Annotated in this window: 12 protein-coding genes; 5 read left to right on the top strand and 7 right to left on the bottom strand. The window is 47.8% G+C overall.

Annotated elements, in window-relative coordinates; all coding sequences use genetic code 11:
* Window positions 1–40 precede the first annotated feature (40 nt).
* Together AC07OI_RS08330 and AC07OI_RS08325 are read right to left on the bottom strand one after the other, a co-directional pair.
* On the bottom strand, window positions 41–3,457 hold the full coding sequence (locus tag AC07OI_RS08330; RefSeq protein WP_495256882.1) for a hypothetical protein: 3,417 nt from the start codon (window positions 3,455–3,457) through the stop codon (window positions 41–43).
* Between the two features lie 136 nt (window positions 3,458–3,593).
* A complete protein-coding gene (locus tag AC07OI_RS08325; protein ID WP_495256881.1) occupies window positions 3,594–5,330 on the bottom strand; it encodes a hypothetical protein in 1,737 nt (578 codons plus the stop codon).
* Window positions 5,331–5,675: 345 nt separating this feature from the next.
* Between AC07OI_RS08325 and AC07OI_RS08320 the strand changes: the two genes are divergently transcribed.
* Window positions 5,676–6,296, top strand: coding sequence for a response regulator (locus AC07OI_RS08320; protein ID WP_492704349.1), 621 nt, complete (start codon window positions 5,676–5,678; stop codon window positions 6,294–6,296).
* Between the two features lie 18 nt (window positions 6,297–6,314).
* Window positions 6,315–8,084: an ATP-binding protein gene (locus tag AC07OI_RS08315; protein ID WP_495256880.1), complete on the top strand. Its 1,770-nt coding sequence runs from the start codon at window positions 6,315–6,317 to the stop codon at window positions 8,082–8,084.
* A gap of 68 nt (window positions 8,085–8,152) precedes the next feature.
* Here AC07OI_RS08315 and AC07OI_RS08310 read toward each other — a convergent pair whose 3' ends face one another.
* Window positions 8,153–9,223, bottom strand: a complete 1,071-nt coding sequence (locus AC07OI_RS08310; protein WP_495256879.1) for a DNA-binding protein — start codon at window positions 9,221–9,223, stop codon at window positions 8,153–8,155.
* A 206-nt stretch (window positions 9,224–9,429) separates the two neighbouring features.
* On the opposite strand from AC07OI_RS08310, the gene AC07OI_RS08305 reads away from it, so the two are divergent.
* Window positions 9,430–10,404 carry a site-specific integrase gene (locus AC07OI_RS08305; RefSeq protein ID WP_495256878.1) on the top strand — a complete coding sequence of 325 codons (975 nt, stop codon included), beginning with the start codon at window positions 9,430–9,432 and terminating at the stop codon, window positions 10,402–10,404.
* Window positions 10,405–10,524: 120 nt separating this feature from the next.
* Here the strand turns inward: AC07OI_RS08305 and AC07OI_RS08300 are convergent, their stop codons facing one another.
* Both AC07OI_RS08300 and AC07OI_RS08295 read right to left on the bottom strand, forming a co-directional pair.
* On the bottom strand, window positions 10,525–11,085 hold the full coding sequence (locus AC07OI_RS08300) for an NUDIX hydrolase (RefSeq protein ID WP_495256877.1): 561 nt from the start codon (window positions 11,083–11,085) through the stop codon (window positions 10,525–10,527).
* A gap of 172 nt (window positions 11,086–11,257) precedes the next feature.
* Window positions 11,258–13,309, bottom strand: coding sequence for a hypothetical protein (locus AC07OI_RS08295; RefSeq protein WP_495256876.1), 2,052 nt, complete (start codon window positions 13,307–13,309; stop codon window positions 11,258–11,260).
* A 515-nt stretch (window positions 13,310–13,824) separates the two neighbouring features.
* Between AC07OI_RS08295 and AC07OI_RS08290 the strand changes: the two genes are divergently transcribed.
* Window positions 13,825–14,343, top strand: a complete 519-nt coding sequence (locus tag AC07OI_RS08290; protein ID WP_495256875.1) for a hypothetical protein — start codon at window positions 13,825–13,827, stop codon at window positions 14,341–14,343.
* Window positions 14,318–14,545, top strand: a complete 228-nt coding sequence (locus AC07OI_RS08285) for a secretin GspD/PilQ domain-containing protein (RefSeq protein ID WP_495256874.1) — start codon at window positions 14,318–14,320, stop codon at window positions 14,543–14,545. The genes AC07OI_RS08290 and AC07OI_RS08285 overlap by 26 nt, the downstream gene beginning before the upstream one ends.
* A gap of 14 nt (window positions 14,546–14,559) precedes the next feature.
* Here the strand turns inward: AC07OI_RS08285 and AC07OI_RS08280 are convergent, their stop codons facing one another.
* Together AC07OI_RS08280 and AC07OI_RS08275 are read right to left on the bottom strand one after the other, a co-directional pair.
* Window positions 14,560–15,219, bottom strand: coding sequence for a hypothetical protein (locus tag AC07OI_RS08280; protein WP_495256873.1), 660 nt, complete (start codon window positions 15,217–15,219; stop codon window positions 14,560–14,562).
* Between the two features lie 112 nt (window positions 15,220–15,331).
* The gene (locus AC07OI_RS08275) at window positions 15,332–16,591 is read right to left on the bottom strand and encodes a hypothetical protein (protein WP_495256872.1); all 1,260 of its coding nucleotides are present in this window, start codon (window positions 16,589–16,591) and stop codon (window positions 15,332–15,334) included.
* Window positions 16,592–17,209: the final 618 nt, after the last annotated feature.

The raw sequence follows: 17,209 nt of genomic DNA, 5'->3' as shown, positions 1-17,209 counted from the left end.
GTTTTACAGCCGGTTTTATAGCAAAATCCGCCCAGTTTGTTCATGGGCCGAAACGGTTGATTTTGCCACTGATGACCATCATCAGACTGTAATAAGCCATTAGCAAGGCTTGGGCAACCTGAACATCTTTATCTTTCGTAAAAGGTGCCAGCATACCACCTGCGTTGAAAGCTAGATTACCGAGTGTGTCTGGCACGATGGCTGGGTCGTCATCGGGGCCGTCAGACTTGGCCTCGATGGTATAGTAAATATTGGCAATAACTGGTGTGTTCCAGGTCAGGTTAAGAGCGAATTCCAACCACTGTGACAGTGCTGATCCGGCAAAAAAAAGGTCTACCACGAAGCCTTTGAGGAGAGAGATATCGGTGAGGATGCCGTTGAGTTTCTGATCCCAGCGCAGACCACGCCACATGATCGTCGAGATGTCTGGCGATACATAGGCGATGTTGGACACGGCAGCGATTGCAGGCCAAATGATGGTCGGCTTTGGCAATGGGTCCTCTCCTTCGCGGGCGGGTGGTGATACAGGAGGAGTGTTGAAGGAGGCCAGTATCATTCCCAGGGCACCTGCGATGGTGCAAAAACCAGTCACAAACGCAAAAGTCTCCAGTGCTTTACCATCGATTACTGGTGTATCGGTGGCCGCCATCAGATGCGCATCAGCCCTCACGCGTTGCGGGGCTGCATTTGACTGATGTGAGGGGGCAAGTATCTGTTGAACTTCAGTAAGTCCGACTGCGCTGATCAATGATTTTGTCAGTGCTGCATCATGCGGATATGGAGTGGAACCCGAGGCGATCTTGTAGACGATGGTGGCCGGTATGGCGCTGATGAGGCAGATCAAATCCAGGAATGACAGATCTTCATCCGCAACTTCATGGTATAGCCAGGACAGCACCGGAATATCTATTTTTGCCGTCAGCAAATCCAGGATGCCACCTGCAAGCTGGGAGAGCACGTCAACAGTGGCCAGCACAATATTCTCTGTGGTTTGCAACAGGCTGTCGGCGACGATGGTGAGGAATTTCTGTAATATCTGCGTCAGCGACAGCGTTCCGAATTGGTCGATGATGCCAGTCTTGAGTGAATTGGCAGCACCACTCAGCGTGGCTTCTTCGCGCGAAAGCAAGTCTAGCAAGTCTTTGAATATGGATTCTGTGAGGGTGGGGGTAGTGTAGGAAGAAACGGCAGCGCTTGCATTGCCTTGAAAATGATGCAAGCCAAGATTGGCCGGTGCACTATGTTGGCCGTCCAGCGGTCCGTGCGCCGCAGCGGTCGTATCGGGGGTTTGTCCGAAAAGGGGGATGTCGGCCCATTTATTGATGTCGTTTTGCAGGCTGGTGAATGCTGCTGTGATCTCTGCCTTGTCGGCACGCAAATTGGTGATGGCTTGGCGAACATATTGGGTAAAGACATTCTTCATTACTTTGTGTGTGGCGACTATGTCCTTCCATAAGAAGAGAAACTCCAGGAACAATATCAAATCTTCGATTGCGGTTTTGATGGCGTTAAATACCCATTTGACTGCGCCAACGACAGCTTCAGCACTATCGAGAATGCCTTGATAGACCTTGCCAGCGATTTTGGCGATAATACTCCATACCCCGCTTGCCGCATCTTCGACGATATCGACGGCGCTTTCCACGCCCGACTCCAGCCACTGGAAGATATCACCAGCATCGGCAACGATGGCATCCGGGAAACTGACCAACGCCAATGTTTGCCTGGGCGCTGGCAGCTTGCCGGAGAGGAGGGACGGGTGTTGGGGCGCGCTACTTGCAAGCCTGGTGTACGCCGCCATCAACTTGCTGTTGGATTTCGCCACCGTCTTGAGATCACTGCCGGGAGTGTCTGGCGGCACCAGCGGACGTGTGCTGCCATCGGCATTGGTGATCACTGCGGTTGTCAGGCTCGCTTCAGAATTGAGCTGTGCCACTTTGTTCATCGGCCCATCCATGGGGTTGATGGACACCGTTGTTCCACCCGGTACAGAGACGACAAACCGTGTGCCATGGATGGTATTGTCCACGCTTTCGATGATAGTGACACTGCCGAGTTGATCGGTATTTACGGTGACTGGTGTGGTGTCGAGCACGTAGTACAGATTGTTGATGAAGAAGCTGCCGCGTGACAGTGCGCTTAGCATTAGCGGCGAATTGGCTACTGGCCGATTGCTATCGTCGCTTAACTGTAGTCTGGTGGTGTAAGAAGAAAAACTGTGCGGTACAGTAATTGGTGCCGGTGCTGGCATGTTGATCCTGTGGCTAGTCCATAAACCTGTCTGCGGTGACCGCGTCATCTTGAATATGGCATCGTCGCCGACGGCAAACAGGGTGTTGCCAGAATTGGCTCTGTTGACATACGGCGAAACCTGATCGATACCTGACAGTATCGGCAGCGGGTGACTCCAGGCTGTGGCTGTCGTCAACGCCTGGTTGGCGCAGACGGAATAAAATACCTGATCATCCTGATTCAAGCCCCAGATATAGGTCTGGCTGTCAGTGCGATAGGCGAACAAACGTGTTACGCCAAGCAGCAAGCTGTGTTCAAACAGTAAAGTCGCGGTGGCAGAATCTTGCTGTGCCGCGCTGGCGAAATAATACAATGCGCTGCCGCTGGTCACGAATAAGTCTGTAGACATGTCCGGATTACGGGTCGCTGCGATAGCGTCGGCAATGATTCCACCGGGCAGGTCAAGCCGGGTCGGCATTGGCGGGCCATCGCCAAAAATATTGATCAGCGGGGCAAATACCAGTTGGCCGCTGCTACCAGCCTTGCCTGCGGTATAGATGCCGTCCACCATGCCATTGGGCAGACGGCCCATGCAACTGCTGTAGTGACCCGTTTCGACGTCGACAGGCAAATCGTGGCGATGCCAATAATAACCATCCGTTTTTGTGGGGGCAATATAAAACCTGATGACGTCCTGGACGGGGCTGGCAGGGTCGCGCAGTATATCGACAACGATATACTGTCCACCACTGCCAGTTTCACCCAAGAAAACATGGGCGATCTCCAGTGTGGTGGGCTTTACCATAGGATTGTCGAACTGAATTGAATGCCAGTTCGGTGCGCTTGCCCAACTGATATCTGTGTTGGAATTGCCCAAGCAAAGATATAACTGGTCTCCAGAATTGCCGGTCACCACCATGGCGATACCGAGCGAACCATCGTTGGCACTTTGACCCGCTTCAAAAGTACGGCAGGCAGCGTTAGTTTGTCCTGGAAAATCTAGCTTGATGCGCGCGGAACTCAAGTCAATTTTTGACCAGCCAGCGACAGATTGGCCACTGCTTTCGCAGATCAGGTTAAACACGCCATCGGTATCAATTGCAAACAACAGGGTATGTCCGTCTGCAGTCTGCAAAGCTTCAAATTTTTTTTGCGGTGAAATTAATTCGGCATGCAGATAATTTTTCATCAATTCGGATGAAAACGTCAGTTGTGCGTTAGACATTGCGTTCCTCATTCTGTATGGTTTGGATATGGAGCGTCCAGGCATGGTGGACACTCCGTTCGGTCTTGTGATGTCAGTCCTGCGCTGATCAGTTCAAGTCCGGTTCAAATCCGGCCTGACACCAGCCAAGCATCCATCAACTTGGTTTTACATAGGTAATTTTTGCGACCAGGTCCTGGTGCTCAGAAAACGCCACGTCTTTATAGGTAAATACGCGCGCCCCTGGAAACACGAAACTTTGCAATCCCAGACCGGGAATATCGGTGATCTTGGTAGACAGGTAACCGGTGACATTCTTTTTAATGTCTTCACCAATATCCTTGACGCTGGTGAAATGATTAGCAAACCAGCCAGCGTCTGGCGATTTGGAATTATCTTCCGGGGTACTGACAGGATTGCTGATTTGCAGTTGCCCGTTTTGCCCGACTGACAGCGTATAAACATCGGTCAGAGTTTTATCAAACGGGTTGTAGGTCACATCTGATAAATCCCACTTCACATAGGCCCTTATCTTCAGATGCTGCACGATAGTGATCTGGTTTCCTTTGAAGCTGACGCTGCAGTCATAATTACTCCAGAGTTTCAACTTCCCATAAGTTGCTCCAGCACTTGTATGGTCTTCGGCACAGCTGTGATAACTGATGCTCAACACAGTGTCGCCACTGGGTGGGATAACGACGGTTTGCGGTGTTTTTCCCGGGCTCAAAGTCCAGTTATAATCGACAATACCGGTAATCGGTGCCCAAGTATGGTCGCAGGTAACATACACACTAACGCCGATGCAGGAATTGCGAATGACGGGCATCAGAATGTTTTGATAGTAGTTCGCCAGCGTATTGCGGTTGATGGCGATCACACCACTTTCATTGTTAAGCTCTGTGGGATCGACCCAGTTCCAGTCAAAGCTGGCCACTCCAGGCAAAGCGTGATTGTTGGCGGCACACAGATAATTCAATGTGGTGACCTTTTTCTGATCAGGTGTGGGGGTGGGGATGACGACACCGTTGCCATCGAGAAAAAGACCAACTTCCCGTTCTATGCCGGTTAGACGCAATGTGGAGCCATCAGGTGTGTTGGCGACTGCGTGAACTGACAGCACAGGTACGCCATGCGCCTTGAGTGTCGCAAAATAACCATTCACGAAAGAACGTGTTAGCACCGTGGCGGCATCCGAAGTCGGCGCGAGCCCCTCTATCACTGGGATAGACTCCAGTGCAGCATTGTCCAGGTCAAACAGCAACTGTTGCAGGCTGAATGCACCAGACCCGAGATTGACCAACTGATTCAGGAGAGCTGTTTTCTCGGCCGGATGACTGTTGAAGTAGGGTGTGTCGAGCTCTTTGCTCAGATCTTGATAGACCAGATTGACCTTGGTCGTAAAATACCAGGATTTGTTGGCAGGTTGCGACCAGACATTCCACGCGCCAACGCTGCTGAAACCACCTGGCGGCGTATTCTGGATGATTTGAAATTCACTGCACAAGAGATTGAAGGTGACATTGTTTGCTGATGAACCCAGGCTAACGATGGCAGGTAAGTCCTGCGGCAAGATGCCGGGCGGTAACCCCAGTTTCATTTTGATGCCAACCATGAAACGGCGCATCGTCAACGCGGTGATGCGAGGATCGCTGTAAGTGGTGCCGTCAGGTATCGTAAAGGGGTCAATGCCATCGGTACGCGCCTTGAGATCAGCCAGACTGATGGCAATAGTGGGATTACCCAAATCGTCAGCAAGAAAGCAAAACACCGTTTCGGATTGCGAGATTGTACTCAGATACTCTTTCAGTCCATCGTTAATACTGGCCTCAGTTGTTGCAACCACGAAGTCATAGTTATATTTAGGGCTTGAAAGAAAAGATTGATTTGCAGACATGATGTTCCTTATCGGTTAGAGGGTTATGTGGCGGTAGCTAATCTTTGCCATCGCAGTTAACAAACAACAGGAAACTAAAATCTGATACTGCTCATTTCCTTACCAGATCAACGCACTAACGGTGCCCGTGGCAGCTGACAAGCTCCTTAGTCATTGTGAAATAGGAACAGCTTTTAAAATGTTGGCTGGCTATGGAGGCTTATCGATGGCTGTCTGTTATGCAATCCTTTAATTTCCTTTTTTGCATTATAGTGAGACAATAATTTTCATTAAATAGTCTGATTGGACTATAGAACTGCAATCTGCTTACTTGCTATGCTCCACACGAAACCAGTGAATGCCGTTATGTTGCCGACCACCATTCTCCTTGTTGACGATCATGCTTTAATGCGGGCTGGCCTCGCACTGCTATTACGTTCAAGTATTTCCGAAGCTCAAATTGTGGAAGCGGCCTCACTTGATGAAGCCATGCACTCTACCGCCCAGGTGCCCAGCATTGTCCTGCTTGATATTCAATTGCAGGGGTTGAATGGTCTCGATGGAATTGCGCTGCTTCAGCGTAAGTGGCCGCAAGCGCCTATTGTCATGCTTTCCTCGGACTCGTCGCCAAAAACGGTGCAACAAGCACTTGAGAGAGGGGCTATTGCTTTTGTCTCCAAAGGGGATACGGCTGATAACATACTTACGCTTGTCGGCCAGGTGCTAAGTGGACGGGTAATAAAATTCCCTCGTCCTGGCGAGGCGGATACAAACGAAAATCGTTTTGAGCAGACACATTTGACGCCGCGACAAAGCGAGGTATTGAATTTACTTTGCCAAGGATTGGCTAACAAAGTGATCGCACGACGACTCAATCTTTCAGAAAATACTGTACGCGCCCATGTGCAAGCGGTACTGGCATTCCTGCAGGTTACAAGTCGTTCTGAAGCGATTTTCGTGGCTCATCGCCGCGGGCTGATCGGTTAGCCGGAGAGATCAAAGCGGATGCAAGTCAACCAGGCGATTCTTGGCGAGCGTGTACGGTATGCAGAAAGTAATTTCCTTGCTACCGCACTCATCAATCTGACCGGAGTATGCGCAACTACATGGGTATTTTGGAGTATCGTCAACCATGTCTATTTGCTTGGGTGGGTAGGGTGCTTTGTTGGTTTAACTATCACCTGGTTTCTAGTTATCCGACAATTTCGCGGACATTCATTAAATGCAGAACAAATCTACCGTTTGTTCGGTTTCATCAGATTGCTTGGTTTTGCAACCAGTGTCGCCTGGGCTGTAGGCATGTTTTTCTTTTTCCCCTTCGGTCAACTCTTGGAGCAGTTCGCATTCTTTTGTGCGGTCATTTTGCTGGGGGTTTGTACGGCAATTTATTTTGCACATGACTTTCGCGCCTTCCTTAGCACTTTCCTTCCATTTGGCCTATCAGCCGTTTGCATCATGGCGAGCCAAAGACCGTTTATTTTGCCGTTGGTGCTGTCAATTACCATGTTCATTCCTACACTGACAGTATTCGCACGCTATCTGAGTAAAATGGTAAGTGATTCATTGCGACTACGTTTTGAAAATATTGAACTGGTTGCTGAACTCAAGATACAAAAAGAAGTGGCTGAATCCGCGACCTTGGCGAAATCTCGCTTCATGGCTGCAGCCAGTCATGATTTACGCCAGCCTGTCCATGCGCAAGGCTTATTTTTAGAAGTCCTCGCTCGCAGCGAACTTTCTGCTGACCAGCGACAGGTTTTGGGTAACATTCGCTCAGCATCTACCGCATCCGCTGAAATGCTGGACAGCTTGCTCGATTTTTCGCGCATCGAAGCAGGTGTCATCGAGGCAAATGTACGCTCATTTCACCTGCAAGCCTTGTTGAACAAGATTGAAAATGATCTCGCACCGCAAGCCAATATCAAAGGCATTGTGTACCGTTTGCGAGAAACAAACATTGCCGTTCAGTCCGACCCTGCACTGGTGGATTTGATCATACGTAATCTGATATCAAATGCGATTCGCTATACCGATCAGGGAGGTATCTTGGTGGCGTGCCGCAGACGCGGTGATTATGCTGTGATAGAGGTATGGGATACTGGCATCGGTATCCCGGTATCTCAGCATAAGGAAATTTTTCGAGAGTTCCATCAACTCGGCAATCCTGAACGAGATCGTCGAAAAGGACTGGGATTGGGTCTTGCGATTGCCAACGGTTTGACGCAGAAACTTGGGCATTTATTAGAATTGAGCTCCCGCCCGGGACGAGGCAGCGTGTTCAGACTGGTCTTACCTTTGACCAATGCCAGTGTTGTGGCTCAAAATGACATTGGTGACGCGCTCTGCAGCACGTACAAAATCAGTGCCAGAGTGCTGGTAATTGATGACGAGGCATCCGTACGAAATGGTATGACTCAATTACTGGATGCCTGGGGCTGTCAATGCAACGCCGTTGAATCAATCGAAGATGCACTAGTGACTACTCGACTGCTTGCGCCGGAAATCATTATCAGTGACTACCGCTTGCGGGAATTGAATAATGGTGCTCAAGCTATTGCCATAGTACGCAAGCAATGTGGTGAGGACATACCCGCGCTTTTGATCACCGGCGATACCGCACCGGAGCGACTTCGGGAAGCAAGTGCCTCGGGTATTCCTTTACTGCACAAACCGGTTTCTCCAGCGCTACTTTATCGTCGAATGACTGAGTTGCTGAATGAGTCACGGCACGGATTTGACAATGAACGAACAGAAGTACACGAGTTCAATCAGTAATAAAGTATCTCCGGGCAAGTGCGGTGATTGTCTGAAATCAAGAGCAGAATATTAGAGAGTTGATTAAGCTAATCGGTTGCTGGCTTATTTGTTTCATGCACGGGGGATAACCCTTTCCCACTCAAATTTATTCTGTCAGCAAGAATAGATCTGAGTTCCACCATCATATTTTGCTGCGCTTCGATCTTTGCAATAGCGCTTGCCTGCTCGACTTCCATCCTATGTATCTGTTCCTTTTGGTTATTGCCTGCCGCAACAGACTGAAGCAGCAGTGCCTCCAGTTCTTTGATTTTGATGTCTTTTTCTTTCAACTGGGGTTCCAGCACCTTTGCCCGTTGCTCTATCGCACGCAGTGCATCTATCTGGCTACTGAGCTTTCGGTGGCTGGCCTGTTCGTCATAAATCGTTTTTTGCGCTTGTGATATTTCAGCGACCCAGCGTGCCCCGTCCTGGTTGAGACGAGTTACTTCATTCTGTTTGGCGACTAATGCCTGTTGCAGTTGCCGTAATTCAGCCTGGAGTTGTTGCACTTGCTGCTCGTGGCTACGGATGTCCTGGTTCCGTTGCTCTTTCACCGAGTTGCGGTAATGTTCAAGAGCATCCCGGGCATGTTGATGCTTCTCTTCGAGCGATAGCCGGTGGACATCATTTTCAGCCAGACGTTCCTTGAGATCGATCACTTGCTGGGCCAGGGTATGGTGGGCCATGGACTCACTTTGCAATACCTCTTTTGTTTGCTCGTGTGCTTCGATTTCTTGCTTGATGGCAGCAATTGTCAGATCAAGTTTTTCTTTTACTTGTGCATGTTTTGAGGTGACTTCTTTAATTTCTGCGGCATGCTGCAGATCCTTTTCAGTGAACTCCATAGACATGTCAGCAATACGGCTACTTGCCTCGGATTCTAACTGGCTAGCGAGCTGAGCGACCAGGTTTTGCAAGGCTGCACTGATCGAGGTTTTTCTATCCACTGGGCTACCACTTTCTTCTTCCAGTTCTTTTAAATATTTATGAATAGTGGTTTTTGAACCAGTATTGCCTAGCGCAATTCTCACCGCATCTACTGACGGATGACGTCCTTGGGCCAAGATTGAATTACGTGCTTTTTCAACTTCAGGTTTAAGCAATCCGGTTCTGGCCATGTTTTACTCCATCAAATTTAGTAATGTGGTACGTATTATGTAATTACATACCATTTAATTATAAATTACAAGGTTAAGTGTAAATTAATTAACACCGGATAAGATAGGTTTATCCAGTGTTATAGCTAAAAATGAGCTAAAATTCACGGAGTATTTGATACGGTGCCAATTGGGCCAATGAAACGAGAATTTGAGGCAGATGTAGCATGAGCAAAATCGATCATTACTTGCATGCCGGCACCCGCGACAATACGCGGGGCGCGTATCAATCGGCTGTCAGACACTATGAAGTGGAGTGGGGCGGTTTCTTGCCTGCTACAAGTGAAAACATTTCCCAGTACCTCGTTGATCATGCCGAAAAACTCGCCATCAACACATTGCGCCAGCGCCTGGCCGCTTTGGCGCAGTGGCACATAGACCAGGGGTTCCCAGACCCAACCAAAGCCCCCTTAGTCAAAAAAGTACTGCGAGGCATACAAAGAGAGCATCCAGCACAGGAAAAACAAGCCAAGCCTTTTCAGCTTGACCAGCTCGAAATTGTTGATCGCTGGATAGAGCAGGCGATTGCCACTGCGAATGCAACCGGCGACCGGGCTGCAGAATTGAGGCACACCAGGAACCGGGCATTGCTGCTTTTGGGTTTCTGGCGCGGGTTCCGCGGAGATGAGCTGACCCGCCTGCAGGTGGAATACATTGAGATCATTCCTGGTCAGGGCATGAGTTTTTTCTTACCCTATACAAAAAGTGACCGCCAGAATAAAGGCGTAACTTTTAAAGCGCCGGCACTAAAGCAGTTCTGCCCAGTTGCCGCTTATGCGGCCTGGAAAGAATTGGCGGCACTTGAGTCCGGCCCAGTATTCAGATCGGTGAACCGCTGGGGGCAAATTGGGGAGCAGGGACTTCATATGGACAGCTTGATACCTCTGCTGCGTACCATATTCAAGGATGCTGGCATCACTAACCCCAATAACTATTCGGCGCACTCACTAAGGCGTGGATTCGCCAACTGGGCAACGGGTAATGGTTGGGATCTGAAAACCCTCATGGAATACGTAGGCTGGAAAAGCGTACAAAGCGCCATGCGGTATGTGGATGCGGCCGATCCTTTTGCGCAGCACAGAATTGAGTCAAGTTTGAGCACATCAGACCAAATGCCTGGATCTATGTCCATGCTGAAGTAGGAGTTTTGGCTGCGCATGCCACTGGCACGTCAAAAAACTCTTGAATCATTTGGCCAATCCTGATGAAAATCAGTGTTCTTTTACAAAAAAAGAATAGGCATTTTTCAGTCTTGGAATGTATTACCCTAAAGCTGTTGCATAGGTGTTCTCGCTATTTACTAACTTAGCAATAAAGCGTTTCATATGTGGGTCTGTGCGCTCAAGCGGAACTTCTTCGAATGAAAACCAACGTACATCCACAAACTCGCCTTCGTCAAATTTAAAACTTTGGTGGCGACTGGCGCGCACTACGTACCATAGCGAAACGTCCGTATGTCCTGCTGTCAGTCCTACAGTCGTTGTTATGGTCACGAATAGAGGTCCCCCTATTGGATGTGATGCCGCAAAGCCGAGTTCCTCTTCTAATTCACGCTCAACTGTGACACGCGGATGTTCGCCTTGTTCAACATGTCCACCTGGCGGAAGCCACAACTGGGCATTCCTATGATCCACCAATAGGACATGTCCATCATCTACAACGACAAAATATGACACGAGATGCATTGGCGGCGTGGCTGGCTTTGCTATGCGACACAAATCAACCCCGGAGTCTATCCATGCAAGGCAACGGGAAATATCATCACGCTCCATGGCGTCGAAGGGAGCGATAGAAATAACTTCATCTCGGATTTTCTTACGCATAGTAGTTTTTTGTAGTTAGTGGTGCTTTGCAATGAGCGGCATGAACAGGAGAGCATTATGCAGCAAATCGATTGCTGGAAACATATCGAGACTGACTGTAGCCGTTTCAAGGTCATGTCAAAAGCAAGTCTTGGGTATTGATGTGTCCGATATTACTTGACCACCACAGTTCTTATATCCACTCCAGCCAGACACCGTTCAATTCGAAATGGAGCGAATCGATATTCCAGCCATCGTAACTTTCAAACCAAGTACGTGAACCGACCCAATTTTTGAAATCGAGCGACAACCTGTACTCGCCTTCGGTCAGGTCGATGTCCAATTGGTGCCACGAATCCAGGTTTGATTTGTAGTTGCCCCGCCTGTGAATTAAAAAGAGTCGACCATCACCTTCAAGTTCGGAGTTGTAAAAAAGGATCTTTGAGTTATCTGGTTTTACTAGAGCGATGCGGGCATTGACATCATTGTCACCCCAGGTGGGACAGTGCGGCTTATGCTCCACTGCGCAATAGACGTTGACGGTAAGCCGTATCTTTGCTGGCGCCTTTCCCTTGTAGTTAAAGAGATGGAAGGCGCTGGAGCGCAGGAAATTTCCGTCGCCCTTCCAAGCGTGAGCAAAGGACCACTCAATCATATTGGCTCCTTTGGGCGGTCGCGCTACCAAAGGATGGGGAGAATACGGTACAAACAATTTTTGATCGCATGCGCAGTGCTTGTCCCAACCGGCGAAGACGGAGTTAGTCGTGAGCGTAGGCGGTGAACCCGCTGGTGCCCCAACGAGCATGGTGCGAAAGTCTAGAAATCCGGCTGCGAGCGGCCAGTCTTTATCTTCGAATACGTCAAAAAAGGCAGGGGTGACGCCACCGCGAAAGACCGGCTCCAAGGGGCGCCCTTGCGTCGGCTTAGTACCTCCCCACGGCCAGTAATAACGAATCATCGTGGGAGCAGAATCGTTGAAGTCGGCCAGATCCAACTTGGTGCCACTGCGCGTCAAATCAACAACCCGCAAGTTATCTATTTTGCCAGCAATCTTGCCGCGAATCCACGGCAGTCCAGGCAGAGTCATTAGCGGCCCATTGCCGTCTGCTCCCATGTCACTTTTGCGAGCCAATACTCGGCCGTAGGCTCCTGAGATCGAGTCTTTCAGCGAGACTTTGCGCTCGTTGCTAACCAGATTTAACGCTGCACAAACCAGATCTGCGCGCAAAAAAATTGCCTCTGCATCCGAGTTGAATTCGCCAGACTCCTGCATGGTAAAGTTGGATGGAATCTTTTTGATGACTGTGCCACTGAAGACTAATTTTTCGATGCAGCGCAAATACTCGTTGGTCTGATTGCGCATCTTGTCGCCCATCTCAGTTTTCATGAAGTAGTTGACGCGGCTCTCATCGTCGCCGAGTGCGAAGCAGTGGATGGCCGCAGCAGTAACTTGCTTGCCGACAGCCTGCATGAAGTAGCCTTCCAATGTGCGGGAGGCAGCTACCAGGGAGAGCTTTTTGTTTTGTACTGCGAGGATGAGGCCATCCGCCCACGCTTCCACCACTGTGGTGCCATGAGCGGTGGTGGAGGCCAGCACATCATGTATAAGGAAGATTTGGTTGCGCACTTGCCAGACGTTCTGCGAGGCCTCTTGGAACGCTTCGAGGTAGGGCTTCATCTGCGTTGCGTTCTTGGTCTTGGCCAGAACTGTAATTTCCATCATGCTGGGTGCGATCAAGCCGCCATTCTGAGCACGACGTCGTGGAGTAGGTGTGCCATAGGCCGCATTGATCTTCGCGAACGCCTCTTTCAATGGGCCTTCCAAAAAGGATTGATCCATTGATACGCGCAACTCTCGTAGCTCGGCCAATATCTGTTCAGTAATTTGCTTGATATAGCGTACGTCTTTTTCGATTCCGATCATGCGGTTGCTGATATCAGTCAGCATTGCCGCTAAGTTTGGCTCACCTAGCCCGATGGCGTCCATCAATTTGCCGAACACCATGCCGCCGATCGAACCGACAACGCCCGAAGCCAGATTGCTCCCAGTCCATTTGGCGACATTCGCCGGCGTCCAGACAAAGTTACCTTTCCGCTTCGGAGTTTGAAAAGGAGCAACATCTTCTGTCGATTGTTTCGGCAACTTCAGCGGGCGCTTGGAAAGCTGGTTAGGATTCTTGTTGATGTTCGTAAAGAAAACATCGGGTAAGGCGCTCTTTGACACTGCTTTGATAGTCTTTGGCATAAGGTTCCTCATTATGTTGGTGGGAATATCTCAAACAACCAGTACGCTCGCGCCTTGCCTTAACAGGCTGCTGAAATACCCCCTGCGCAAGCGCAACGCACCGCTCGGGGAATTTGATTTTTCATATTGTCTTTTCACATTCTGATGTTCCCCAAAGTAGGTAGTTCGCGAATATTAAACGAGTATGAAATTTTCTTAGAATAATTGCAATGTCTTTTTTGAAAGTCACGCGCCTTATCCGGAGTGAAAAGTTTACGCCATCGGAGGCATGCCATTACCAACAGGCACTAACCAGAAATTTTTTCTACTCATCACAGCGATAGATGTATCGCTTTGAGAACAGCAACTCAGGCGGGCAAGTAGACCGAAGCTAAAGGAACAACGCGAAGCCGAAATCCGGCGCCACGAACAGCTAATCCAGCAAGTGCATGCCGAACTGCGCCTGACACAGCAGGCGATCACCGTGAAACAAGACGAAACGAACCCGCCTTTAAAGTTTGAATTCCTCATGGTCAATGTCGGCCAGGTCATACAGCTGGTTTACTCCTAAGCGCTTCAATCCAGATGTGTTGACAGATCCGCGCGCCGTTTCATTCCGCTATGAGGCACAAAACGGCGACATACGTCACTTCATGGTGAATTTTCTGGATAGCCTCGGACTCGCTATCGAGACAAAGAACGGTGTCGACTACATAGGTAAAAAGCTCCTGCAGGAAAAAATAGAGCTGCAGTCCGAGCTGGAGACGTTTGTCTATCGGCCTAAGCACAGAGACGTGGGATATATCACCAGGGTGCTTGCACCTCTGTTCAAAGGCCAGTTTGCTGCAAACAAGGCCGTAGCTGCACCAGAAGGTGCCAAGTTATCAAAGCAAGTGCCGGAAGGCTCGGCAGCTTCCATGATTGATCAGACTGCAGACGTCTTGCTATTCAGTGGCACCGCAAAAGAAGTAGCAACACTGCAGAAACTCTTGCCCCAGATAGACGACAGCAAAGGGCAAGTCATGTTTTGTGAAGACAGAGACAGGCGTAAATAATTCGCCTACGCTCATCAAGCGTGAAGTCAAAACTTCACTGAGCCTGCAGGATGGTGATGTGGTGGTGCTGGGTGGACTTGCTGAGGAGAAAGAGAGCGGGTCAAGGTCTGGTTTGTCGTTTGTCCCGGTTTTCTTGCAGTCCAAAGGTCATGAGAATTCAAAGAGTGAGATTTTGCTAGTGTTGCAACTGCAAAAAATATGACCATCATAAACTACTCACTTGGATGTCAACAATGATTTCAGCAACGTTGAAGATTTCTTGATCAACTCTTTTCTACGGGCTACAAAATCCATATGTAGGTCATGGTCGTAGAGTTGCCCATATATCTTTTGTTTCTCGCTCAAATCTGTTGTTTTCCCTATATCAACTCTGCATTTTAGGATGTGTTGCAGAATATTTTTACCACACTTGGCGTAATTTTCGCATACGTCAAAAAGTTCTGGTAAATATAATTCTGCGGTTATCATTGCCTTGTCAAATATTAGGAGATCATTAAAATTAGCATCTTTTTGCATGATGCTTTGGTTTAACAATTGATGTATGTATTCCTCGCAGCTGATACTTTGCGCTGTGATTTCTTCAATTTTCTTAATTTGAATTGATGTCCACTCTCTGTTCACCCAGTCAATTCTATCCAATTCCTTTTTAAGAGTTTCAACCTTGTCCGTTGTATCAAGAAGTCTATCTCTAATTTCTTTATGATCTTCAGCCCTTTGTTTTTCCTGGCCTTTACTTCTAAGGTAGGCACCCAAATAAGAACCTAAAACGACAATCAAGACGTTAAGTACCAAATACAGGACGAAATAACCTGTGAGCGTAAAATTTTGCCTATACAGCTCATTAATTATTTCTTTTGCAGTGTCTGAAGAATTCATATACAGCCCAGGTTAGAGAATAATGTTCTTATGTTTGACCACGTATTAGCCTAACCCAATTATTTCGCAGAGGTGTGTAAGAGGGCTATTATCTCCTACGAACGCCCACGACTTAAATTGGACTACCGTTGAATATGATCACTTCTCTACAGATCCGCTCTATTAGCTCAATGTCGTGTTTTAGATATTTTGCTTCATTTGACAAATGGTGAAATACTTCCACATTGTTTTCCGTGCCTTTTGTATGCACTATTCTGCAACGAATATTGTAGATTCTCTCCGAAATCGCTTTAATTAGATCATCGCACTTCTCTACGTTGAATGTAATAGCAGATATTTTCTTTGCGTCTTTTGATGACGTGAAAAATTCTTTTCTATCAGCATTTTCTGATATCCACCGTTTCAGTTCAGCTTCGTTCACGCATTTAGTAATAGTCGAATTTAATTGGCTTAATTCGTTTCCGAACGCGTTGCTAGCCTTGTTAAATTTTATGATGTTCATTACTTTCGACAATTCTTTGTCGTCATCAACGTTAAACGAAGGATTTTTCAAAAGCCCTCTAATTCTACTTTGCGCGTCAGCCTCAGCATATATTGTGAAATAAAATTCAATGGCTTGATAGAATGAAAAGTACCTTTGTAGTGGCATGCCTCTAAGATTGTCTGCTAGCCAAAACATCGATATGGGTTCTGGATGGTATTTATACCTTGGGGCGAGCAATTTCACCTTATCATCACGTGATGATATTGATAGGTATGGTTCCGCTTTTTCAGGATGAAGTTGTATCGGAATTTCCGTTAATATATTCACATTAAAGCAAATTGTAGAAAAAATATTTTTTACTAATTTGAGTGCTTCGTTATGTGAATCAACCTCTACATTTTTGATTTTTATGGTGTTGTAAGGCAAGTATTTCTGAATTTCTATAGGTGTCCCAAATTCTTCTTTAGCGTTATTAAGTATCTGATATGCACGTGTTGGTCTTCCTATTTCGATTTTTGAATCTGGTACTGGAGACGGTACTGTAACGAAAGCATTTAATTCGTCGGATCTATCCCAATTTTCCTCTGCGATTCTTTCGCCAAGACGCATCATAGTTATACTCCCAAATAAGCCGTCAATAAGGCATTCAACAGTCTTATATTTGGATGACCATACACCTGCAAAGCCCTTAATTAAGCGATATTCAAAGAAATCTGTAAGTTCATCGAACTCGTCCAAATTGCGTCCTTCTGAGACATATATCCAAGTTGGTTCTTTGTCTTTTAGAATAGAAATCGATAAACGCACCTTCCTCGCTTGTCCTAATATTTCTTCTTTGTAGGTGATTTGATTATCGGCACATATTTTTTTTAGTGTATCAATCTCCATAGACTCCCTTTCTTCTTATCCTACATAAACTATTGTCTAATTAAATTTTATTAATGGATTTATTTGCAACTCTGTAAGAGTAACAGTATTTTACTTATCAATCACACAAGCGGCCACGCAGGGCAAAATATCCAGCCTGATCAACACTAAGGAAAAGCCCGTTCGGATTCGGAGACGTGGGCGCAGAGGCAGTAGCCTGTCGACTACCTGGATTTTTAGCGGGCAAGCCGTGAAGTGATGCAGGGGGCATTGATCGCCAGCAAGCGCCCCCATAATGCAAGCCAGCCATTTGTTCAAATTCTTGTATCATCTGCAATTTACTTGCCCCAGATACAACGACATGCAATTAGAGCTTTTTCCGTTCGAGCCAATGACCGTCGCCGAAAAACAACAAATCCTCAGCACTATCAGACAGCATTATTGGTTCATTCGTGGCTGCCGAAAAACTGCGATGCATGATGCAAGGCGACGGCGATTTTACCGGTTAGTTGAGGCTGAAAAAAAACGCCTGCGTTTAGCAGGCGTTTCAAAAAGGGAGATTTTAGATTACTTAGCGTGTTGTCGGCTGCAATGTAAAAAAGGAAAGGACTGTGTTTATTGTGGAGGCCATGTTTTCTA

The sequence above is a fragment of the Undibacterium sp. GW821-FHT07F11 genome (assembly GCF_059418665.1).
Note: the sequence above shows the minus strand (reverse complement) of the source record. Positions and strands in the feature narration are given on the sequence as shown.

Coding starts and splice junctions, on each gene's coding strand:
- AC07OI_RS08290 (WP_495256875.1), top strand. CDS start 13,825: ATGTCGGCCAGGTCATACAGCTGGTTTACTCCTAAGCGCTTCAATCCA.
- AC07OI_RS08320 (WP_492704349.1), top strand. CDS start 5,676: ATGTTGCCGACCACCATTCTCCTTGTTGACGATCATGCTTTAATGCGG.
- AC07OI_RS08315 (WP_495256880.1), top strand. CDS start 6,315: ATGCAAGTCAACCAGGCGATTCTTGGCGAGCGTGTACGGTATGCAGAA.
- AC07OI_RS08305 (WP_495256878.1), top strand. CDS start 9,430: ATGAGCAAAATCGATCATTACTTGCATGCCGGCACCCGCGACAATACG.
- AC07OI_RS08300 (WP_495256877.1), bottom strand. CDS start 11,085: ATGCGTAAGAAAATCCGAGATGAAGTTATTTCTATCGCTCCCTTCGAC.
- AC07OI_RS08280 (WP_495256873.1), bottom strand. CDS start 15,219: ATGAATTCTTCAGACACTGCAAAAGAAATAATTAATGAGCTGTATAGG.
- AC07OI_RS08330 (WP_495256882.1), bottom strand. CDS start 3,457: ATGTCTAACGCACAACTGACGTTTTCATCCGAATTGATGAAAAATTAT.
- AC07OI_RS08275 (WP_495256872.1), bottom strand. CDS start 16,591: ATGGAGATTGATACACTAAAAAAAATATGTGCCGATAATCAAATCACC.
- AC07OI_RS08310 (WP_495256879.1), bottom strand. CDS start 9,223: ATGGCCAGAACCGGATTGCTTAAACCTGAAGTTGAAAAAGCACGTAAT.
- AC07OI_RS08295 (WP_495256876.1), bottom strand. CDS start 13,309: ATGCCAAAGACTATCAAAGCAGTGTCAAAGAGCGCCTTACCCGATGTT.
- AC07OI_RS08325 (WP_495256881.1), bottom strand. CDS start 5,330: ATGTCTGCAAATCAATCTTTTCTTTCAAGCCCTAAATATAACTATGAC.